Source organism: Microcystis sp. M049S2, assembly GCF_020245625.1.
Lineage (GTDB): Bacteria > Cyanobacteriota > Cyanobacteriia > Cyanobacteriales > Microcystaceae > Microcystis > Microcystis ichthyoblabe_A.
The window spans coordinates 1-16,764 of the sequence record NZ_JADBUN010000120.1; the positions used below are offsets into that span (position 1 = coordinate 1).

The 16,764-nt window shown below is 44.6% G+C and carries 17 protein-coding genes and 2 pseudogenes; 4 read left to right on the top strand and 15 right to left on the bottom strand.

From position 1 onward, the window contains the following. Positions 1–222: pseudogene (locus IM496_RS10165) on the bottom strand (IS630-like element ISMae26 family transposase); the annotation flags it as partial. A gap of 186 nt (positions 223–408) precedes the next feature. On the opposite strand from IM496_RS10165, the gene IM496_RS10170 reads away from it, so the two are divergent. Continuing rightward, a complete protein-coding gene (locus IM496_RS10170) occupies positions 409–1,359 on the top strand; it encodes an NAD-dependent epimerase/dehydratase family protein (RefSeq protein ID WP_194017829.1) in 951 nt (316 codons plus the stop codon). A gap of 319 nt (positions 1,360–1,678) precedes the next feature. On the opposite strand, the gene IM496_RS10175 is transcribed toward IM496_RS10170, so the two are convergent. Both IM496_RS10175 and IM496_RS10180 read right to left on the bottom strand, forming a co-directional pair. Then, positions 1,679–1,741, bottom strand: a complete 63-nt coding sequence (locus IM496_RS10175; protein WP_249264986.1) for a hypothetical protein — start codon at positions 1,739–1,741, stop codon at positions 1,679–1,681. Positions 1,742–1,840: 99 nt separating this feature from the next. After that, positions 1,841–2,344: pseudogene (locus IM496_RS10180) on the bottom strand (choice-of-anchor R domain-containing protein); the annotation flags it as partial. Positions 2,345–2,926: 582 nt separating this feature from the next. Here IM496_RS10180 and IM496_RS10185 point away from each other — a divergent pair. Beyond that, positions 2,927–3,673 (top strand): cobalt-precorrin-6A reductase, encoded by a 747-nt coding sequence (locus IM496_RS10185; protein WP_287661856.1) that lies wholly within the window; start codon positions 2,927–2,929, stop codon positions 3,671–3,673. A 349-nt stretch (positions 3,674–4,022) separates the two neighbouring features. Here the strand turns inward: IM496_RS10185 and IM496_RS10190 are convergent, their stop codons facing one another. Beyond that, entirely contained in the window at positions 4,023–5,210 is a 1,188-nt protein-coding gene (locus IM496_RS10190) for a TRC40/GET3/ArsA family transport-energizing ATPase (protein ID WP_002741890.1), read from the bottom strand. Positions 5,211–5,284: 74 nt separating this feature from the next. Then, positions 5,285–5,704 carry an aspartate 1-decarboxylase gene (gene panD, locus IM496_RS10195; RefSeq protein ID WP_194016051.1) on the bottom strand — a complete coding sequence of 140 codons (420 nt, stop codon included), beginning with the start codon at positions 5,702–5,704 and terminating at the stop codon, positions 5,285–5,287. 37 nt (positions 5,705–5,741) lie between these two features. On the opposite strand from panD, the gene IM496_RS10200 reads away from it, so the two are divergent. Next, positions 5,742–6,569 carry a DUF3598 family protein gene (locus tag IM496_RS10200; RefSeq protein WP_194016064.1) on the top strand — a complete coding sequence of 276 codons (828 nt, stop codon included), beginning with the start codon at positions 5,742–5,744 and terminating at the stop codon, positions 6,567–6,569. 789 nt (positions 6,570–7,358) lie between these two features. Here IM496_RS10200 and IM496_RS10205 read toward each other — a convergent pair. The 3 genes from IM496_RS10205 to IM496_RS10215 all read right to left on the bottom strand — a co-directional run bounded on the left by IM496_RS10205 (position 7,359) and on the right by IM496_RS10215 (position 8,997). Beyond that, the gene (locus tag IM496_RS10205; RefSeq protein ID WP_194016054.1) at positions 7,359–7,934 is read right to left on the bottom strand and encodes a Uma2 family endonuclease; all 576 of its coding nucleotides are present in this window, start codon (positions 7,932–7,934) and stop codon (positions 7,359–7,361) included. A 66-nt stretch (positions 7,935–8,000) separates the two neighbouring features. Beyond that, entirely contained in the window at positions 8,001–8,102 is a 102-nt protein-coding gene (locus tag IM496_RS10210; protein WP_194016068.1) for a DUF2281 domain-containing protein, read from the bottom strand. Between the two features lie 112 nt (positions 8,103–8,214). After that, positions 8,215–8,997 carry an aldolase/citrate lyase family protein gene (locus IM496_RS10215; protein ID WP_287661857.1) on the bottom strand — a complete coding sequence of 261 codons (783 nt, stop codon included), beginning with the start codon at positions 8,995–8,997 and terminating at the stop codon, positions 8,215–8,217. Positions 8,998–9,393: 396 nt separating this feature from the next. Here IM496_RS10215 and aspS point away from each other — a divergent pair, with 396 nt between their 5' ends. Further along, on the top strand, positions 9,394–11,181 hold the full coding sequence (aspS, locus tag IM496_RS10220; RefSeq protein WP_287661858.1) for an aspartate--tRNA ligase: 1,788 nt from the start codon (positions 9,394–9,396) through the stop codon (positions 11,179–11,181). Between the two features lie 295 nt (positions 11,182–11,476). On the opposite strand, the gene IM496_RS10225 is transcribed toward aspS, so the two are convergent. The 7 genes from IM496_RS10225 to IM496_RS10255 form a co-directional block, all read right to left on the bottom strand. Next, on the bottom strand, positions 11,477–12,880 hold the full coding sequence (locus IM496_RS10225; protein ID WP_287661860.1) for an SUMF1/EgtB/PvdO family nonheme iron enzyme: 1,404 nt from the start codon (positions 12,878–12,880) through the stop codon (positions 11,477–11,479). A gap of 380 nt (positions 12,881–13,260) precedes the next feature. Further along, the gene (locus tag IM496_RS10230; protein ID WP_287661861.1) at positions 13,261–13,917 is read right to left on the bottom strand and encodes a Uma2 family endonuclease; all 657 of its coding nucleotides are present in this window, start codon (positions 13,915–13,917) and stop codon (positions 13,261–13,263) included. A 7-nt stretch (positions 13,918–13,924) separates the two neighbouring features. Further along, positions 13,925–14,578, bottom strand: coding sequence for a Uma2 family endonuclease (locus tag IM496_RS10235; RefSeq protein ID WP_287661862.1), 654 nt, complete (start codon positions 14,576–14,578; stop codon positions 13,925–13,927). 64 nt (positions 14,579–14,642) lie between these two features. Continuing rightward, complete coding sequence (aroF, locus tag IM496_RS10240) at positions 14,643–15,698, bottom strand: 3-deoxy-7-phosphoheptulonate synthase (protein WP_002750796.1); 1,056 nt, start codon at positions 15,696–15,698, stop codon at positions 14,643–14,645. Positions 15,699–15,756: 58 nt separating this feature from the next. Beyond that, positions 15,757–16,221, bottom strand: a complete 465-nt coding sequence (locus tag IM496_RS10245) for a PAM68 family protein (protein ID WP_287661863.1) — start codon at positions 16,219–16,221, stop codon at positions 15,757–15,759. A gap of 24 nt (positions 16,222–16,245) precedes the next feature. Further along, positions 16,246–16,515 (bottom strand): 30S ribosomal protein S15, encoded by a 270-nt coding sequence (gene rpsO / locus IM496_RS10250; RefSeq protein ID WP_002738807.1) that lies wholly within the window; start codon positions 16,513–16,515, stop codon positions 16,246–16,248. Positions 16,516–16,533: 18 nt separating this feature from the next. Beyond that, positions 16,534–16,764 (bottom strand): hypothetical protein (locus tag IM496_RS10255; RefSeq protein ID WP_353737634.1); only part of this gene is annotated, 231 nt, incomplete at its 5' end.

Consider the following 16,764-nt stretch of genomic DNA (forward strand, 5'->3'; position numbering starts at 1 on the left):
GATTTCTATTAAAATTATCAGTTGTTCACTATTTAACTTGGTTGGCGGACTTCCCCCTTGTGGACGAGGACGGATATCTCCTGTTTCTTTATGTTGCTTCAATAACTTCTGAATAAAGCTTTTAGCCACGTCAAATCTCTGAGCTAGTCCTCGAATAGAAATTTTTTCTTTCTTCCAGACATCGATAATTTTTTGGCGAAAATCTACGGAATAGGGTCTCATAGGAAGCTGGCGAGTTCTATTATTTGTCTATTTGCTTTTCATTGTACCTCATAGCTCCAAGAAGTGCTATATAATAAATCTATCGATTTTGACCCCTAAAAGCTGACAGCGGACGACGGAAATTGATTGCGGCAAAAAGCGCAAAAATGATTACAATCGATACAAAATATCAACAACTAGGATTAAATGGCTACTCATATTGTTACTGGTGTCGCGGGTTTTATAGGTTCTAACTTGGCAGAAAAGCTTTTAGAACAAGGAGATCAGGTGATCGGTATCGATCAATTTAACGATTATTACGACCCCAGTTTAAAGCGCAAAAATGCCCATATTCTAGCAAAATATCCCGAATTTAAGTTAATTGAAGCGGATATACAAGCCCTTGACTGGAGACAACTGTTGCAAGGAGTAGAAGTATTATTCCATCAGGCAGCCCAAGCAGGAGTCAGAGCAAGCTGGGGTGATGGATTTCGTCAATATACCGAAAGAAATATAAATGCTACTCAAATTATTCTTGAGGCCGCTAAGGAAACCCCTTCTTTACAACGGATGGTTTTTGCTTCCACCTCCTCGGTGTATGGCAACGCGGAAACGATGCCGACTCCAGAAACCCTTTGTCCCCAACCAGTTTCACCCTACGGCATCACCAAATTAGCGGCAGAAAGACTCTGTTGGCTATATCACCAGAATTTTAACGTTCCCGTCACTGCCTTGCGTTATTTCACCGTTTATGGACCGAGGCAACGTCCCGATATGGCTTTCCATAAGTTTTTTCAAGCAGCGATCGCGGGTAAACCGATCGGTATTTATGGAGATGGAAAACAAACCCGCGATTTTACCTTCATTAGCGATGCTGTAGCCGCCAATTTAGCCGCTGCCGTCGTGCCGGAAGCGGTGGGTGAGGTGTTTAATATTGGTGGTGGCAGTCGCGTGGTTTTACTGGATGTCTTGGATACCATGGAAAAAGTCATCGGTAAACCCATTGAGCGATTGCATCAAGGATTGGCCCGGGGAGATGCCCGTCACACCGCCGCCGATGTCACCAAAGCGCGTACTATTCTAGGTTATAATCCCCAAGTCTCTTTAGCCGAAGGATTAGCCCAAGAATGGCAGTGGATTCAGGGATTGTATTGTTAAGTTAATTAGGGTCTGCTGAAAAAGTTTGTTGGTGGGGGCAGGGTGTGGGGTGTGGGGTGTAGGGTTTTACCCATTTTCAGGGGGTCAATTACCTAATTTTCAGGGAAAAGTGCCTAAATTTCCCCCCGATCACTCCCATGCCCGGCACTTTTTGATTTCAAAAAGTCTAAAAGTCTTACCCAACAAAGTTTTTAGCTTTATTCAGCAGACCCTACATATATAACCCATCAGGTAAGAGAGGGAGACGCTGACTTTTCCCATTGCCAGGTGGAACCTTGGCACGAGACAAGAGAATCGAGTCGCCCCCACCCTACTGTTCCTATTTCCGTTTCTTCAGGCTAGAAGCTAACCCTAATCCTCCTAATCCTAACAAGGCAACCACGGAACCCGGTTCAGGGACGCTAGTGGGTGGAGCGTTCTCTGTTCCCTCAAGGCTAAATTGGTAAGGGCCATCAGTAGGAAAAGAACTCCAACTTCCCCCTTGATTTTTACTCTCAACGTAACCATCACCAATCGTCCAGCCAGGGAGTCCTGTTTGAGCGGTAGATGTGGTAGTCCCCCAAAAATACAACCCAGTATCACTTGAAACACCACTGACTAACCACTAAGTGGTATTAGCGGCTAATGTGTACGGAGTAGCCAGGGTAAAGGTGTTATTGGCGAGAGAGGGGGTAATGGAAGCCGGGTTAGTAAAACTGGTTAGCTGAGTGCCGGGGGTTCCACTGCTGTTGCTATAGAGACGAAGAAACAAGTTGGGACCGGCGACGAGTTCTTGGAACAAAAGAGTAGCAGAATTAAGGTTATAACTGCCACTGCCAGTGGTAAAGCTTGCTCCTTGCCAAGGGTTAATGGCTACACCTAATGCGCTATCATTTCCTTGAGATAAGTTCTCAACGAGGGTGACAGCAGAAGCTTGTTGTCCTAAACCCAGGGAAAGAAGGAGAGCAAGGCTACCCCCCCCCGATTTTTGCCAGAATTTGCTGATTTTGGGTCATTTTTGGAAGTCCTAAAGACACAAAGGTTGAAATTGTTCTTGATTGATGATCTATCTTCTGAGCATCTGCTCGGAAAAAAGGTTTGTAGTAACTTAGCGCAGATTAACTCGCTAGGTTGTACGGCCTCGTCCGCAGAATACAGAATTTAGTGTAGAAATGTCAAGTTTTTAAGATAGGTAGATGATAAAAACCCTAGTAATACTAAATCTGGTTATTAAAGACCGATTAGGGACTTGCGTGGGAATAATATCCCAATCTATCGGAGGGCGCAAGCTTTGCGCCCCTACAGTAACGGATTTTGTCCACAATGTAGGGGCGAACTGCGTTCGCCCAAAAGGTACATTATCAAAGCGCAAGTCCCTTAATTGCCCTCACCCCCCTGCCCCGCCGACATCGGGGGGGTCGGGGGTGGGAGAGGGGAGTAGGATGTCTGCCTCTTTGTGTGATAAGTTTAACTTATATGGGAGCGATCTTTCTTTGTGTTCTTTGTGTCTTTGTGGTTCCTTCCTTTACCCACCCAAGAGAGCCGGTGAGAAGATGGAAAATTAGTTAACCTTTTGGCAATTATCTGGATGACTAAAAATAAAAGAGTGCTGATTTTAGGGGGAACGGGGGAAGCGGCGGCATTAGCGGCTAAAATTGCGGCAATTCCGGGTATAGATGCCATCGCTTCCTTTGCCGGTCGCACGAGAGAACCGATTACTCTCACAACTCCTTCTCGCCGGGGGGGGTTTGGTGGTGCCACTGGGTTAGCCAATTATCTGCGGCAAGAAAGCATTGATTGTTTAATTGATGCCACCCATCCCTTTGCCGCGCAAATTTCCTTTAATGCCGCTCAAGCCGCCTCGGATTGTGGTATTCCTCGATTAATCTTAAGTCGTCCAGCTTGGGAAAAAGTATCTGGAGATAATTGGATTGAAGTAGAAAACAATCAAGCGGCAGCGAATATTTTATCGGGGTTAGCGCCGCGAATATTTCTCACTATTGGTCGGCAAGAACTGGCAAGTTATGCACATCTAAAAAATATCTGGTTTTTGATGCGGATGATTGACCCTCCAGAAGCAGATGCCATCGTACCGGTTGGAAAATTATTGTTGGAACGGGGGCCTTTTTCCTTACAGTCAGAGCGCTCTCTTTTGAGAGAATATAACATTGGGACGATCGTGAGTAAAAATAGCGGCGGTGATGCCACCTACGCCAAAATTATCGCCGCTAGAGAGTTGGGAATAACCGTGGTCATGGTACAACGTCCACCCGTACCTGAAGGAGAAAAAGTGGCAGATGTTGAAAGTGTCCTGGCATGGTTAGAAAAAATATGACTCTCTTGATTTTTCTGGGAAAATCATCAGTAAGGTTTGCTGAATAAATGTGAAATATAGACGAGGTAAGGGGTTTGTGGGCCTGTTTGGCGAAGCAGCTGCCAGATTTTCAAGTCCTGTCAGGGCGAAGCATTCGGGCAATAACCTATCGCTGAAACCGTAGATTTTCTATCCGAATGCTTCGCCCCTACTTTTTGCTGCAAACCCTAAGTAGTGGTGCAAAATTAATTTCCCAGTCGAGACGGTCGATGGGAAACAGCTATCAGTTATCAGATGTTATTTTTCAGTTCACTGATTACTGTTTACTGATCACTGATCACTGAAAAGCTTCCCACCTACTCTAGGAAAATTACACTTTCACCACGTTGCTAAAAGAGATTTTCAGGTAATCATCTTCCATTTTTGCTCCGGAAGGTTTCAGGGCTGCCAAAGCTTGGGGTAAGACTAAATTACGACGGTGATTACCGATGCGAATATTTAACTCGTCTCCAGTTTTATTTAGCTGTATCTGTTCCTTGGGTATGCCGGGTAAATATAATTCCAGACTGTAGTTATTTTCCTGTTGAACTACCCGAATGGTGTTTTCTTGGTAATAAACTTTAGTCGGATCTTCCCCAGCAAAAAGAGTTTCTTTCAGTCTTTCCAAAGCGGGTAAACCACACATTTCTTCGGAGTATAGAGGAACTTCCTTAACCGGTAAAGGATGAAAATTATCGTAAATTTCCTGTTTATAACCCTGTTGATTTTCTTTCCAACGAGCAAAGAAAGGATCGGTTACTTTGTCGGGAATAATCCGATTAGCAATAATCAAATCGGTGGAAACATTATAGAGACTTAGATAGGCATGGGCGCGTAAAGACTCCTTAATCACCATTTTTTCGGGGTTTGTCACCAAACGTACCGAGGTTTGAGTATTATCGGTCAAAACCTTTTCTAAAGCCTCAATCTGCTCATAAAACTCGTAGGGAGCATCCATAACCTCCTTGTCCGGCAGGGAAAAACCGGCGATCGGTCGAAAAAAAGGTTCCACCAGTGGTCGCAATGCCACCGACATTCCCTGTAAAGGTTTGTAAAATCTTCTCATGTACCAACCGCCCACCTCTGGCAAACTCAACAATCGTAAAGCTGTCCCCGTGGGTGCGGAATCGATAATCAACACATCATAAGTACCCTCATCGTAATGGCGTTTCATGCGAACTAAGCCGAAAATCTCATCCATTCCGGGTAAAATCGCTAATTCTTCCGCTTGCACTCCATCTAAACCCCTAGCTTGCAATACCTGAGTAATGTAACGTTTTACTGCGCCCCAGTTGCCTTCTAATTCCATTAGTGCATCTAATTCTGCCCCCCAAAGATGGGGACGTACCAAACGAGGATCGTGACCTAATTCGAGATCGAAACTGTCAGCGAGAGAGTGAGCGGGATCGGTGCTGAGAACTAGGGTTTTATAGCCAAGTTCGGCGCAGCGGAGTCCTGTAGCGGCGGCGACGGAGGTTTTACCCACGCCTCCTTTACCGGTCATGAGAATTACACGCATGGGGGCTGATTCTAAGAAAATTTACATTACTTATTCTTATTATGACGGGAAAGTTAACAAATTTGGGACAAGAATCAGCATTCTTGGCTATGGAATTCCACTCCCCGACCATCACCCCGGGGAATTAAGCTCTGTTCAAAAAATTGCTGACAGCGATTTTCGGCATCAGCGACGAGAACTTTGGCAAAATGACCGTTTTCGAGAACTTCTTGCCTCGGACGTTGTTCGTAGGCATAGATAATCAAAATATCTCCGGGTTGACAGAGCAGCGCCGCACCACCGTTGGGGCAAATTTCCCCGGTTTGGCCGGGAAAAACGTAGGTGGAAAAGCGCTTACCATTGCTAAGATTGACCACATCCACCTCTTCAAGGGGCAAAATACCGACCCGCTCAATCAATTCTCGATCGATAGTGATACTGCCGACATAATCGACGTTAGCCTCGCTGACGCGCACTCGATGGAGTTTGGCGTGCATTAATCGAATTGTTCCCATGTATTTTTTCCTATTTCCCCCAATTACCTCAATTATTATGCTCTCCCAGTGGGAATGTTTACTAAAAAATCTCGGTCAATGGCAAGGTTCTTTTACCCGTCTGTCTCCCCAAGGCGACTTGATCGAAGATACCCCGACTTTGGTATCTTTGCAAGGCATTAATAATAATCGATCGATTCGTCAATTGGTCCGCCGTCTCTACAGCGATCGAGCGCCGGAAGATTTAATTTTAGAGTATAGTTCTCTCCATCAGGGTATTCTATTTAGCCAGACGGGAGCTTTTTGTCAAGGTTCTCTATATTTTAGTAGTTTTTCCTCACCATTCGGAGCAGAATTTGGGTTGATCTCTGGGGAAAGACGATTAAGAATCGTACAGTTATTTAATGAACGCTGTGAGTTCGATCGCTTGACTTTAATTCGGGAAAAGTTAGTTGATTCTCAGTCACCAGAAAGAGCGATGTTAACGGTGAACCAATTACTGGGTCAATGGCGAGGACAAGCGGTGACAACGGGACGAGATTTTTATAATTCTGCTGCCTATTCTACCCATGTCTCGATCGAGCGTCAGGGGGATAATTATCTCTCGCAAACTTTGACTTTTGGTGATAATCAAATCACTTCTAGCGCTCGTATCGAGGGACAAAGATTGTTGTTTGAAAATAGTCCGCTGCCGGTGCAAATTCTGCTGCTGCCGGATGGAGCTTCCTGTAATACCCCTCTGAAAATTACTGCTGGTCATCCTTTTGTTTTAGAGGTGGGTTGGTTACTTTCTCCTACTCAAAGACAGCGCTTAATTCGTTCTTATGATCAGAAGGGAGAATGGACAGGTATTACTCTGGTGACGGAGGAAAAAGAAAGCTATTAGCCGTCAGCCATCAGCTAGATTGATAATAAAAAGTAAATTGACAATTACACTGAAAAATATCGGGTTTCTCCTAACTAGCTTAGGAAACGCTATAAGTAAGTAGTTATAATTAAATTGAAGATAGATTTTGGGTTCGATCCCCCCTGCCCCCCTTGATAAGGGGGGTGCCGATAGGCAGGGGGATCCCCCCTTAATCCCCCCTTAATAAGGGGGGCATCTGATAATTTTTAACGACTACCTACTTAACTGGATTTGGTATCTTCTCCTTGCTCGGAGACTTGCCAAAACAACAACTTTGTACTTCACCAATAAGATAACTGCTCTCAGAAGCTAAATGCTAAGGGTTACTTTACATAAGCAAAATTTATCAAAATCCCAATATACTTGAGAAGATTTAAATTTACATTCCTTCATCTTTACTTTTCTTAAAAAATAATTGAGAAAAATTCCTATTTGTCAACGAGATTGCAATAGTTACAGCCTGCTGCTAGGATTTAAGAATTGGGCTACTCTGTGCATTTTTAGTCCTTGTGCCTTGAAACCTTTACCACGTCTAGGATGACTAATTCGTCCCCAGGAAAAACTTGCTAATTGCTCCTTTGACGAAAAAGATCTTTTGCCAACAATATGTGTACTTATGTTAAAACGAAAAAGTTTTTTTGACAAAATGTACCCGATGTGCTGCGAGGAAAGTCTGCGGGTAAGCTGTTAACTATCTAAATTACTGGTTAAGACTGTATGAGAGAGGGGAGAAGAACCTGATAAACCAAACGATGCTGATAGAACAAATTAAACCTTTAGCCAAGCAAAAATATCCACTGCTGATATTAGCCAACTTTCTAATCCTTTAATCACCGCTAAAGGCTGATTATTGCCTGCGGTTGCAATATGTACTTTCGGTAATCCTGTTTGAAAAACGGTGACTGACTTTGCTGAAGGATCAATCAACCAACCTAATTCTGTTCCTTGTTGTAAACAGAAAATAATCTTTTCCATCACTAAGGTAACAGATTGTTCGGGAGACATAATTTCAATAATCCAATCGGGATAACTTAAAAATTGATCAGCCATTTCTCCATCTAGATCTCGTGGCAAATTCTCCCAACGAATCACCGCAATATCTGGCACAATTGAACGTTCTGCAAAAGTACAACGTAATTCAGGTAGAGCATAAGCTAATTTTAGAGGTTTAGTCTGTTGATTAATGGCAGAGGCTAACTCAAATTGTAAGATGCTGTGTTTTCCTTTGGGCATAGGTTTTTGAGTGACAATTCCATGATAATATTCCCTAGCAGGCTTAGCTTCTGGAAGGGCAAGAAATGCTTCGAGGGAAAGGGATTGTTTATCTTCTATTGTGGTAAACATTGATTGATTTCTCCGCTCTTGAGGTGTTTTCCATTATCAAAGGAGTTTATGGTTATAGAAAAGCGTTCATTCCATATATCTCTTTGAGTGGTTTTCTATGAGATACTTGGCATAGTGCAGAAGTTCGTGCTTTAGATACTCTGGCATTGTCGAAACTGTTGGTAAGATTGCTGGATCATCTAAATCCTCAGAAAAAGCAACCGCAAAAGTGGGTTAAATTGCTTCCTAGTTACCATTGTAAAATAATTAAGATAATTTATTCATAATCAGTCCAATATCTTTAACCAAAAAGTAAATCATGGAGGATTTCTAAACGCCGGTCATCTTCACGAACAATAGCACCATAATAATTTTTCTTATTCTCTAGCCAGAGTAATTCAAACTCGATCGCCTTGGGTAAAGCTAAACTAAAATTATCCAAAGCTTGGGGACAATCAAAGATAACTTTGCGCGTCTCGAAGCGGTCAAAATGTCCTTGGCAGAACATTTTGAAAAACGGTAAAGAATCTAGTGACACCCCACCCCCAATAGCCACAGTCAAACCGGCAGCCTTAGCTTTTTTTGCCAAAGGTAAAGCCAGATCTAAAACTTGCTCGCTATTCACATCCCGGCGAGTTAATCCCAAAGAACAGGCTAAATCCATCCGTCCGATGACGATACCATGGAGAGATTTTATCTCTGGAATCGCCAACATTTCCTGAAAATTCTCACAGGCGGTAATAGTTTCGATATTAACTAATAGCTCCACATCTTCCACCCGTTGATCGGCTAAAACCCTCCTAGCTGCCCGCAGATATTTTTGTAAAGCATAGGCTGTTTCTACCATGGGAGCAATCAAGCGATCGACTCCTAAATTAACCGCATCAAAGATATCTCTGATCGCTTCGCAACCAGCGATTTTCAGATTAAAATCCACCCCCGCTTTCAGACTAATTTCTTTCAACCGCATCGCTTCCGTCAGTCGGGTTCCTTCCGTCTCGAATTCCGCTTTTACCCCTGAAACATGGTGATCTTCCCTGAGTTCTCTTAACAGTTGCACCATTTTTTTTTCTAAGGAATTCATGATTTTAATCGTTTAAAATTGATAACTGCTAGATGAGCCTTGTTGATTAGAACTCTTGCATAATTAATTTTTGAGGGTTCAAAAACGGCAAAAATAAGGATTAAATTGCCTAAAATCTGTAAATATACCATTTAGTTAATTATTATTCATTCTTAATTCTCCTGACTCCTGACTCCTGACTCCTAACCCTAACAACAATTTTTAGTTTTCACAAGAGGTCTATTATAGCCGATCTGCTAAAAGCAGATAGCTGAGGACGAGGAAACCATAAAAATACCCTAAACAAGGGGACAAGAGCGACAAAATACCGGCATAATGAACAAGGCCGTCTGATTTTTTTCTGGCCACATCCTTTCTATACTACATTCGTAATATAAGTAATTCTCTAGTTAGACTATGCGAACTCACTACTGTGGCGACCTTAGCGCGATCGAAATTGAAAAAAGTGTCACCCTCTTCGGTTGGGTCGATCGCCGTCGCGATCACGGTGGCGTTATTTTTATTGATCTACGGGATCGCAGTGGTATTGTCCAGATCGTCAGTGATCCCCAAAGAACCCCCGCTTCCTACCCCATCGCTGAAACCGTCAGAAACGAGTATGTTATCAAGGTGACGGGAACAGTCAGTCAAAGGCCTCCCGAATCCCTTAACCCGCGCATTGCCACCGGAGAAATCGAAATTTACGCCACTAGCATCGAGATTCTCAACGGGGTTACTAAACAACTGCCTTTTGTCGTCTCTAGTTCCGAAAGTGAATCGGTCCGGGAAGATGTGCGCTTGCGATACCGCTATCTAGACCTACGCCGGGAGCGTATGAGTCAGAATTTACAACTACGTCACCAAGTTGTCAAGGAAATGCGCCGTTTTCTCGAAGATGAACAGCATTTTATCGAAGTGGAAACGCCAATTTTAACTCGATCGACTCCCGAAGGGGCGCGGGATTATCTGGTTCCTTCCAGGGTCAGCCCGGGCCAATGGTACGCTTTACCCCAATCACCGCAACTATTTAAGCAATTATTAATGGTGTCGGGAATGGATCGCTACTATCAAATCGCTCGCTGTTTCCGCGATGAAGATCTGCGTGCTGATCGTCAACCGGAATTTACTCAGTTGGATATGGAGATGAGTTTTCTCTCCTTAAGCGAGATTTTAGCCCTCAATGAGGCTTTAATCGCTCATATCTTCAAAAAAGTCAAAAATATCGATATAAGCCTACCCCTGCCCCGTTTAACCTATGCTGAGGCTATGGATCGCTATGGGATCGATCGCCCTGATACCCGTTTTGGCTTGGAATTGGTCAATGTGGCGGAGATTTTTGCCGATTCGGGATTTAAGGTGTTTTCAGGTGCGATCGCCAGTGGGGGAACGGTGAAAGTTTTACCGATTCCCAACGGTAACGAGGCGATTTCTAACGTCAGAATCAAACCGGGTGGGGATTTATTCAAAGAAGCCACCGATGCGGGTGCGAAGGGAATTGCCTACATCCGCGTGCGCGAAGACTACGATTTTGATACCATCGGTGCGATTAAAGATAACCTGACAGAGGCACAAAAACAGGCTTTAATCGAGAAGACTGGCGCAAAACCGGGGCATCTGCTGTTATTTGGGGCAGGAGATACCGATACAGTCAATAAATCCCTATCCCGCCTACGCTTAGTTTTAGGGGAACAATTGGGATTAATTGATCCGGAGAAAATCAACCTCCTCTGGGTGACGGATTTCCCGATGTTTGAATACAACGCCGAGGAAAAACGCCTAGAAGCATTGCATCACCCCTTTACTGCCCCTAATCCCGAAGATTTAGACGATCTAGCCCACGCTCGCGCCCTAGCCTACGATATGATTTTTAATGGTATTGAAATCGGTGGCGGCAGTTTGCGGATCTATCAACGGGAAGTACAGGAAAAAGTCTTCGCTACCATCGGTCTATCCCCAGAGGAAGCCTATAATAAATTCGGCTTTTTGTTAGAAGCTTTTGAATACGGAACCCCTCCCCACGGTGGCATCGCCTACGGTTTAGATCGCTTGGTGATGTTGTTAGCGGGGGAAGAATCGATTCGCGATGTGATTGCTTTCCCGAAAACCCAGCAAGCTAGTTGTTTACTCACTTCTGCACCTTCGACAGTGGCAGCCAAGCAATTAAAGGAATTATCCGTTGCTTCTACCTACAAACCGCCATCCTAAGATTAGGGTGGGCATTGCCCACCTAATTTTTGCAAGTCTGTTGACACTAAGTTAAATTCTTTTCTGCTTTAACTTCATCCTCTTGAGCAGTGGCTAAAAATTCCTAGAGTTTAGTTTTGGGAACTAGGGGAAAAGTGCAGGGTAAGCGCATCTTAACAATCCTTGACAATTGTTAAGCAAAAATCGACCAAATGGGTCGAGTTCGCCCCTACAAAATCGACCCGCCGTGAGGCGGGAAAGAAAAGAAAAAAGAAAAAATAGGGAATGAGGGTAAAAGGGGAAAAAGGCAAAAGGGTTAGAGAGTTCTCCCGAATACGCAGACTACCCGAAAACCGATATAGATGTAGCGGTTGACGCGGCGGAGGCTGCCGTTGCGAAACGCGGAACGGCAGCCATTAGGATAGTAGCCCCAAGAACCGCCCCGCCGAGGAGAACGATTATCATTACCATTTTCTATCCAGACACTGCCATCCGTCGGCGCACCGTCATAATTATTGTGCCAAGTATCGGCGCACCACTCCCAGACATTGCCGTGCATATCGTACAGTCCGAAAGCATTCGGGGGAAATTGTCCCACAGGAGTCGTTTCTCGTCGATACTCTCCCTTCGCTTCCCCGGCGTAGGTATTACTGGCATTGTAGTTAGCCAATTCCCCCGTAATGGTTTCCCCAAAGTAAAATGGGGTGGTGGTTCCAGCACGACAGGCGTACTCCCATTCCGCTTCACTGGGTAGTCGGTATTCCCGAACCGTTAGTTTAGATAATCTCGCACAGAACTCGATCGCATCGTACCAGTTGACTTGTTCCACGGGACGGCGATCGCTATTAGGACGGTCTTTAAAATAGGCTGGGTTGAAATCAAGGTCTTGTTTAACTTTTAAATCCGTGCGAGAGGCGATCGCTTTCCACTGGGCCTGGGTGATGGGGTATTTACCCATAAAGAAGGGTGGGACAGTTACTTCATGTTGTGGTCTTTCCCTTCTAAATCCTTCCCAATTAAATTTTTTAACCAGTCTTTCGATTTCCTCATCTTCCGTTCCCATCGTGAAAGTTCCCCCCGGGATGGCGACCATTTCTAAGGTGATGCCGTTGCCCAAATCTTCGCTGAAATATTGGGACTGTTTCGACTCTTTTCTAATTTGCTCACCCTTCGCATTTACTCGCACGATCTCAAAGTTAAATACTGATAACGGTGGCGTGACTATTACCGGTTGTTTTGGTTCTTCTGGAACGATTACGGGTTGTTTTGGCTCTTCCGGTTCAAGCTTGAACTGATAGCCAATTGCTCTTTCTAGTTGCTCAAATCCGTCTTCTTCCCAATAATCAAGCCAGTGGAGGTCTCGCAGGTTCAAGCCATACTCCTCCTGTCGCAGGTCGGGGATATCGCATTCATCCAATCTCAGCGGAATGAGGTAGATTGAATTCGGCGGTCTGTCAGCATATTGATTGAGGGCCATTTTAAATTCCCGCTGCACGAATCCTTGTTTAGCAATCGAGCGTTGGGAGAGACAAGCGATGAACAGTTGACTATCTGCGATCGCATTGGGGATGACTGAACGCCAGTTTTGGCCCGGAATCAGGTCTTTTTTATCCAACCAAGGTTTATATCCCGCTTGCTTAAGGCGCTCATGCAGTGCCAAAACTGCTGGTTTGTCCTCACTAGCGTGAGCTAGGAAAATTTGGATCTCTGACTTTTTCATAACTTTTTCTTATGACCACAAGTAGGGGAGAGCCAGATTAACTGGCAGAAAATCTCTAAATAGGGCTTGCTGAAAAAGTACGGGCGAAGCATTCGGATAGAAAATCTCCAGTTTCACCGATAGGTTATTGCCCGAATGCTTCGCCCCTACAGGACGCGGGCCGATGAAGACGCAAGGTTTTGAAGGACGATTCTCTCAAAATCTGGCACCTGTTTCAAGAGAAGAGCCACAAAACCCTTACCTTGCCTACATTTCACATTTATTCAGCCAACCCTAAATAAACCATTTAATTGATTATTACTCATTCTTAATTCTCCTGTCTCCTGACTCCTGACGACCGGCTCCTAACCCCACCAACAAACTTTTTCAGCAAACCCTAGTTAATTATTTTTAGCTAGTTGACTAACAACCCATGCTCTTAAATTCTTTTCTGCTTTAACTTCATCCTCTTTAGCAGTGGCTAAAAATTCATAGAGTTTAGTTTTCGGAACTAGGGGAAAAGTGGGACTAAATTCTTCTTCCTGATAAACCCCCTTTTCTAACCGATAAATGCGCCAGATTTCTCCATTAAAACGCCATAATTCCGGTACTCCCAAACGGGCATAAAGTGCTAATTTATTAATATCCGTGTGGGTTATATCCACTTCCACCACTAAATCTGGGGGCGGATCTTCAGTTAAATTAATCCTTTTTCCTAGCACTTTAGCTTGATTTTGAATATAGTAAGCATTGTCGGGTTCTGCTCCTCGCTCTAAATCTTCCCTAGCTAGAGTTGTGGAACCCAGACTTTTAATTTTTAAACCCAATTCTACCACCAAAATCCGAATAAATAATCCGATTAATTCTCGGTAAAACTCGTGTTCTTCTAGGGGCATAGTAATCTCTAAAGTACCACGATCATAAAATAAATGGGCGCGATTATTTTCCCCTACGGCCTGTAAAATTTGCTGATAGGATAACCAACTGAGATGATTAAAAACTACCCGTTTTTCGCCCCTAATTTGCTCAGTATTTAACTCCAGAGGAACTGTCACCATAATTACCTCAACTCTCAGCTAGTTGACTGACAACCCATGCTCTTAAATTCTTTTCTGCTTTAACTTCATCCTCTTGAGCAGTGGCTAAAAATTCATAAAGTTTAGTTTTGGGAACTAGGGGAAAAGTCGGACTAAATTCTTCTTCCTGATAAACCCCCTTTTCTAACCGATAAATGCGCCAGATTTGTCCATTAAAACGCCATAATTCCGGCACTCCCAAACGGGCATAAAGTGATAATTTATTAATATCCGTGTGGGTTATATCCACTTCCACCACTAAATCTGGGGGCGGATCTTCAGTTAAATTAATTCTTTTTCCTAGCACTTTGGCTTGATTTTGAATATAGTAGGCATTGTCAGGTTCTGCCCCTCGTTCTAAATCTTCCCTAGCTAGAGTTGTGGAACCCAGACTTTTAATTTTTAAACCCAATTCGGACACTAAAAAATAGATAAAACGTCCAATTAATTCTCGATAAAACTCGTGTTCTTCTAGGGGCATAGTAATCTCTAAAGTGCCACGATCATAAAATAAATGGGCGCGATTATTTTCCCCTAGGGCCTGTAAAATTTGCTGATAGGATAACCAACTGAGATGATTAAAAACTACCCGTTTTTCGCCCCTAATTTGCTCAGTATTTAACTCCAGAGGAACTGTCACCATAACTGCCCCGAAAAGCGAAATTTATGCCCAAAAAAGGGGGTTGATTCACCCCCTTATTATCTTATTAAACCAGTGCCGGAACCTGGGGCCAACGCCCGATCGTCTTACCAATGACCGCTAACTCCTGAGTTAATCGATCGAATCGGTCGGGGGTCAAGGATTGCGGCCCATCGGATAGGGCCTTGGCTGGGTTAGGATGTACCTCGATCATCAAGGAATCGGCCCCAGCTGCCAGGGAAGCCATGGCCATGGTCGGTACATATTCCCATTTACCCGTACCGTGGCTAGGATCGATCATGATCGGCAGGTGGGTTAAAGTTCTTAAAACGGGAATACAGGATAAATCTAGGGTATTGCGAGTATATTTACTGTCAAAGGTGCGGATACCGCGTTCGCAGAGAATGACATTGCTATTTCCTGCTGCGAGGATATATTCTGCCGCCATCAACCAATCTTCAATAGTGGCTGCCATGCCGCGCTTGAGTAGGACCGGTTTCGGTTGCGCCCCAACTTTTTTTAGGAGGGAAAAATTCTGCATATTGCGGGCCCCCACTTGCACCACATCGGCTATTTCGACAATCTTATCGAGATCCGCCGCGTCCATTACTTCCGTGATAATACCCAAACCACTGGCATCTCTAGCCGCCGCTAGTAATTCCAAAGCGCTTTCCCCGTGACCTTGGAAAGCATAGGGAGAAGTGCGGGGTTTGTAGGCACCACCCCGGAGGAATTGCGCTCCGGCTGCTGCCACTCGTTTGGCAGTTTCCACGATCATCGCCTCATTTTCCACCGAACAGGGGCCGGCGACAATGCTAACGGTATGATTTCTGCCGATGGGGATAACACCGTTAGGAGTGGGGACTAAAACCTCGCTGTATTCCCCGTGACGGTATTCTAAAGAGGCGCGTTTGAAGGGTTGTTCGACTCGCAGGACGGTTTCGATCCAAGGGCTTAGTTCTTGGATTTGTAGGGGGTCTAATTCCCTGGTTTCTCCGACTAAACCGATGACAACTTTATGCTTACCGACGATTTTTTCAGGACTTAATCCCCATGCCTCGAATTCGGCACTGACGCGCTCGATTTCAATTTCCGGGGAACCAACTTTCATGACAATAATCATGGCATTAACCCTTTATTTTTTCCTTTAATCTCTATTGTTGACGATTTCTAGAGGTTATCTATTTTTCTTCCACTTCTTTTTTGCCGGACCGCCAAGCGGCGATCGTTCTGCCAAAATTAGCTTGAAATTCTTGCCATCCTAGCCAATCCCCCACCCGATCCTCGTCCCAAGAAGCGGAGAAGATGCCATAACTCAGACCGATAAAACCTAGACCAAATAGGCTTAAACTGACGAGCATGGCGACGTAGGAAGGGATTTCGAGAAGATCGTGGCTAATAATCCAGTAGAAGCCAAAAAAGGAAGTTATCCCCAATACTGTCGGAATGCCACAAAATACCGCCATCCGTTTGGCCATCCGTTGACTGACCGCTTGCGGAATTGCCTTTAAGCTGGTTTCCTCGGAGCGATTTTTTATCGGCGGTGGCACGGGACTAGGGGCAATTTTCGGGGTTTTTCGCTTATTTTGGCGCGGCTCAAAGGGAAGACGCTCTTTTTTCTCCGTCGATTTCGATTCAGAGGCCATGGTAGGGATGCAAGGGGGGTAAGCTTAACGACGAATTCCGAGACGACCGATCAGGGTTTGATAACGTTGTTGATCTTTCTTCTGAATATAGGTTAACAGTCCCCGACGACGACCGATCATCTGGAGTAATCCCCGGCGGGAAGCGTGGTCTTTCGGGTTAGCTTTCAGGTGTTCGGTCAGTTGGTTGATTCTCTCGGTTAAGAAAGCTACTTGTAACTCCGATGATCCTGTATCGGTTTCGTGGGCCTGATATTGGCTGATTAGTTCTTGTTTTTTGGTCTGGGTTAAGGCCATAGGACTCGTGATCTTTGCTTAAACACTGCAACCTATCATAGTATCACGTTTCCAGTCAATCCGTAAACATTGTTCGGGTAATAGGGTTTTGGGGTGATAGGGTGATAGGGTTTTGGGGTGATAGGGTGATAGGGTGATAGGGTGAGATGAGACAGCTTCCCCACTTCCCCATCTACCCCACTTCATAATCCATAATTCCCACACCCCACACCCCACACCCCACACCCCACACCCCACACCCCACACCCC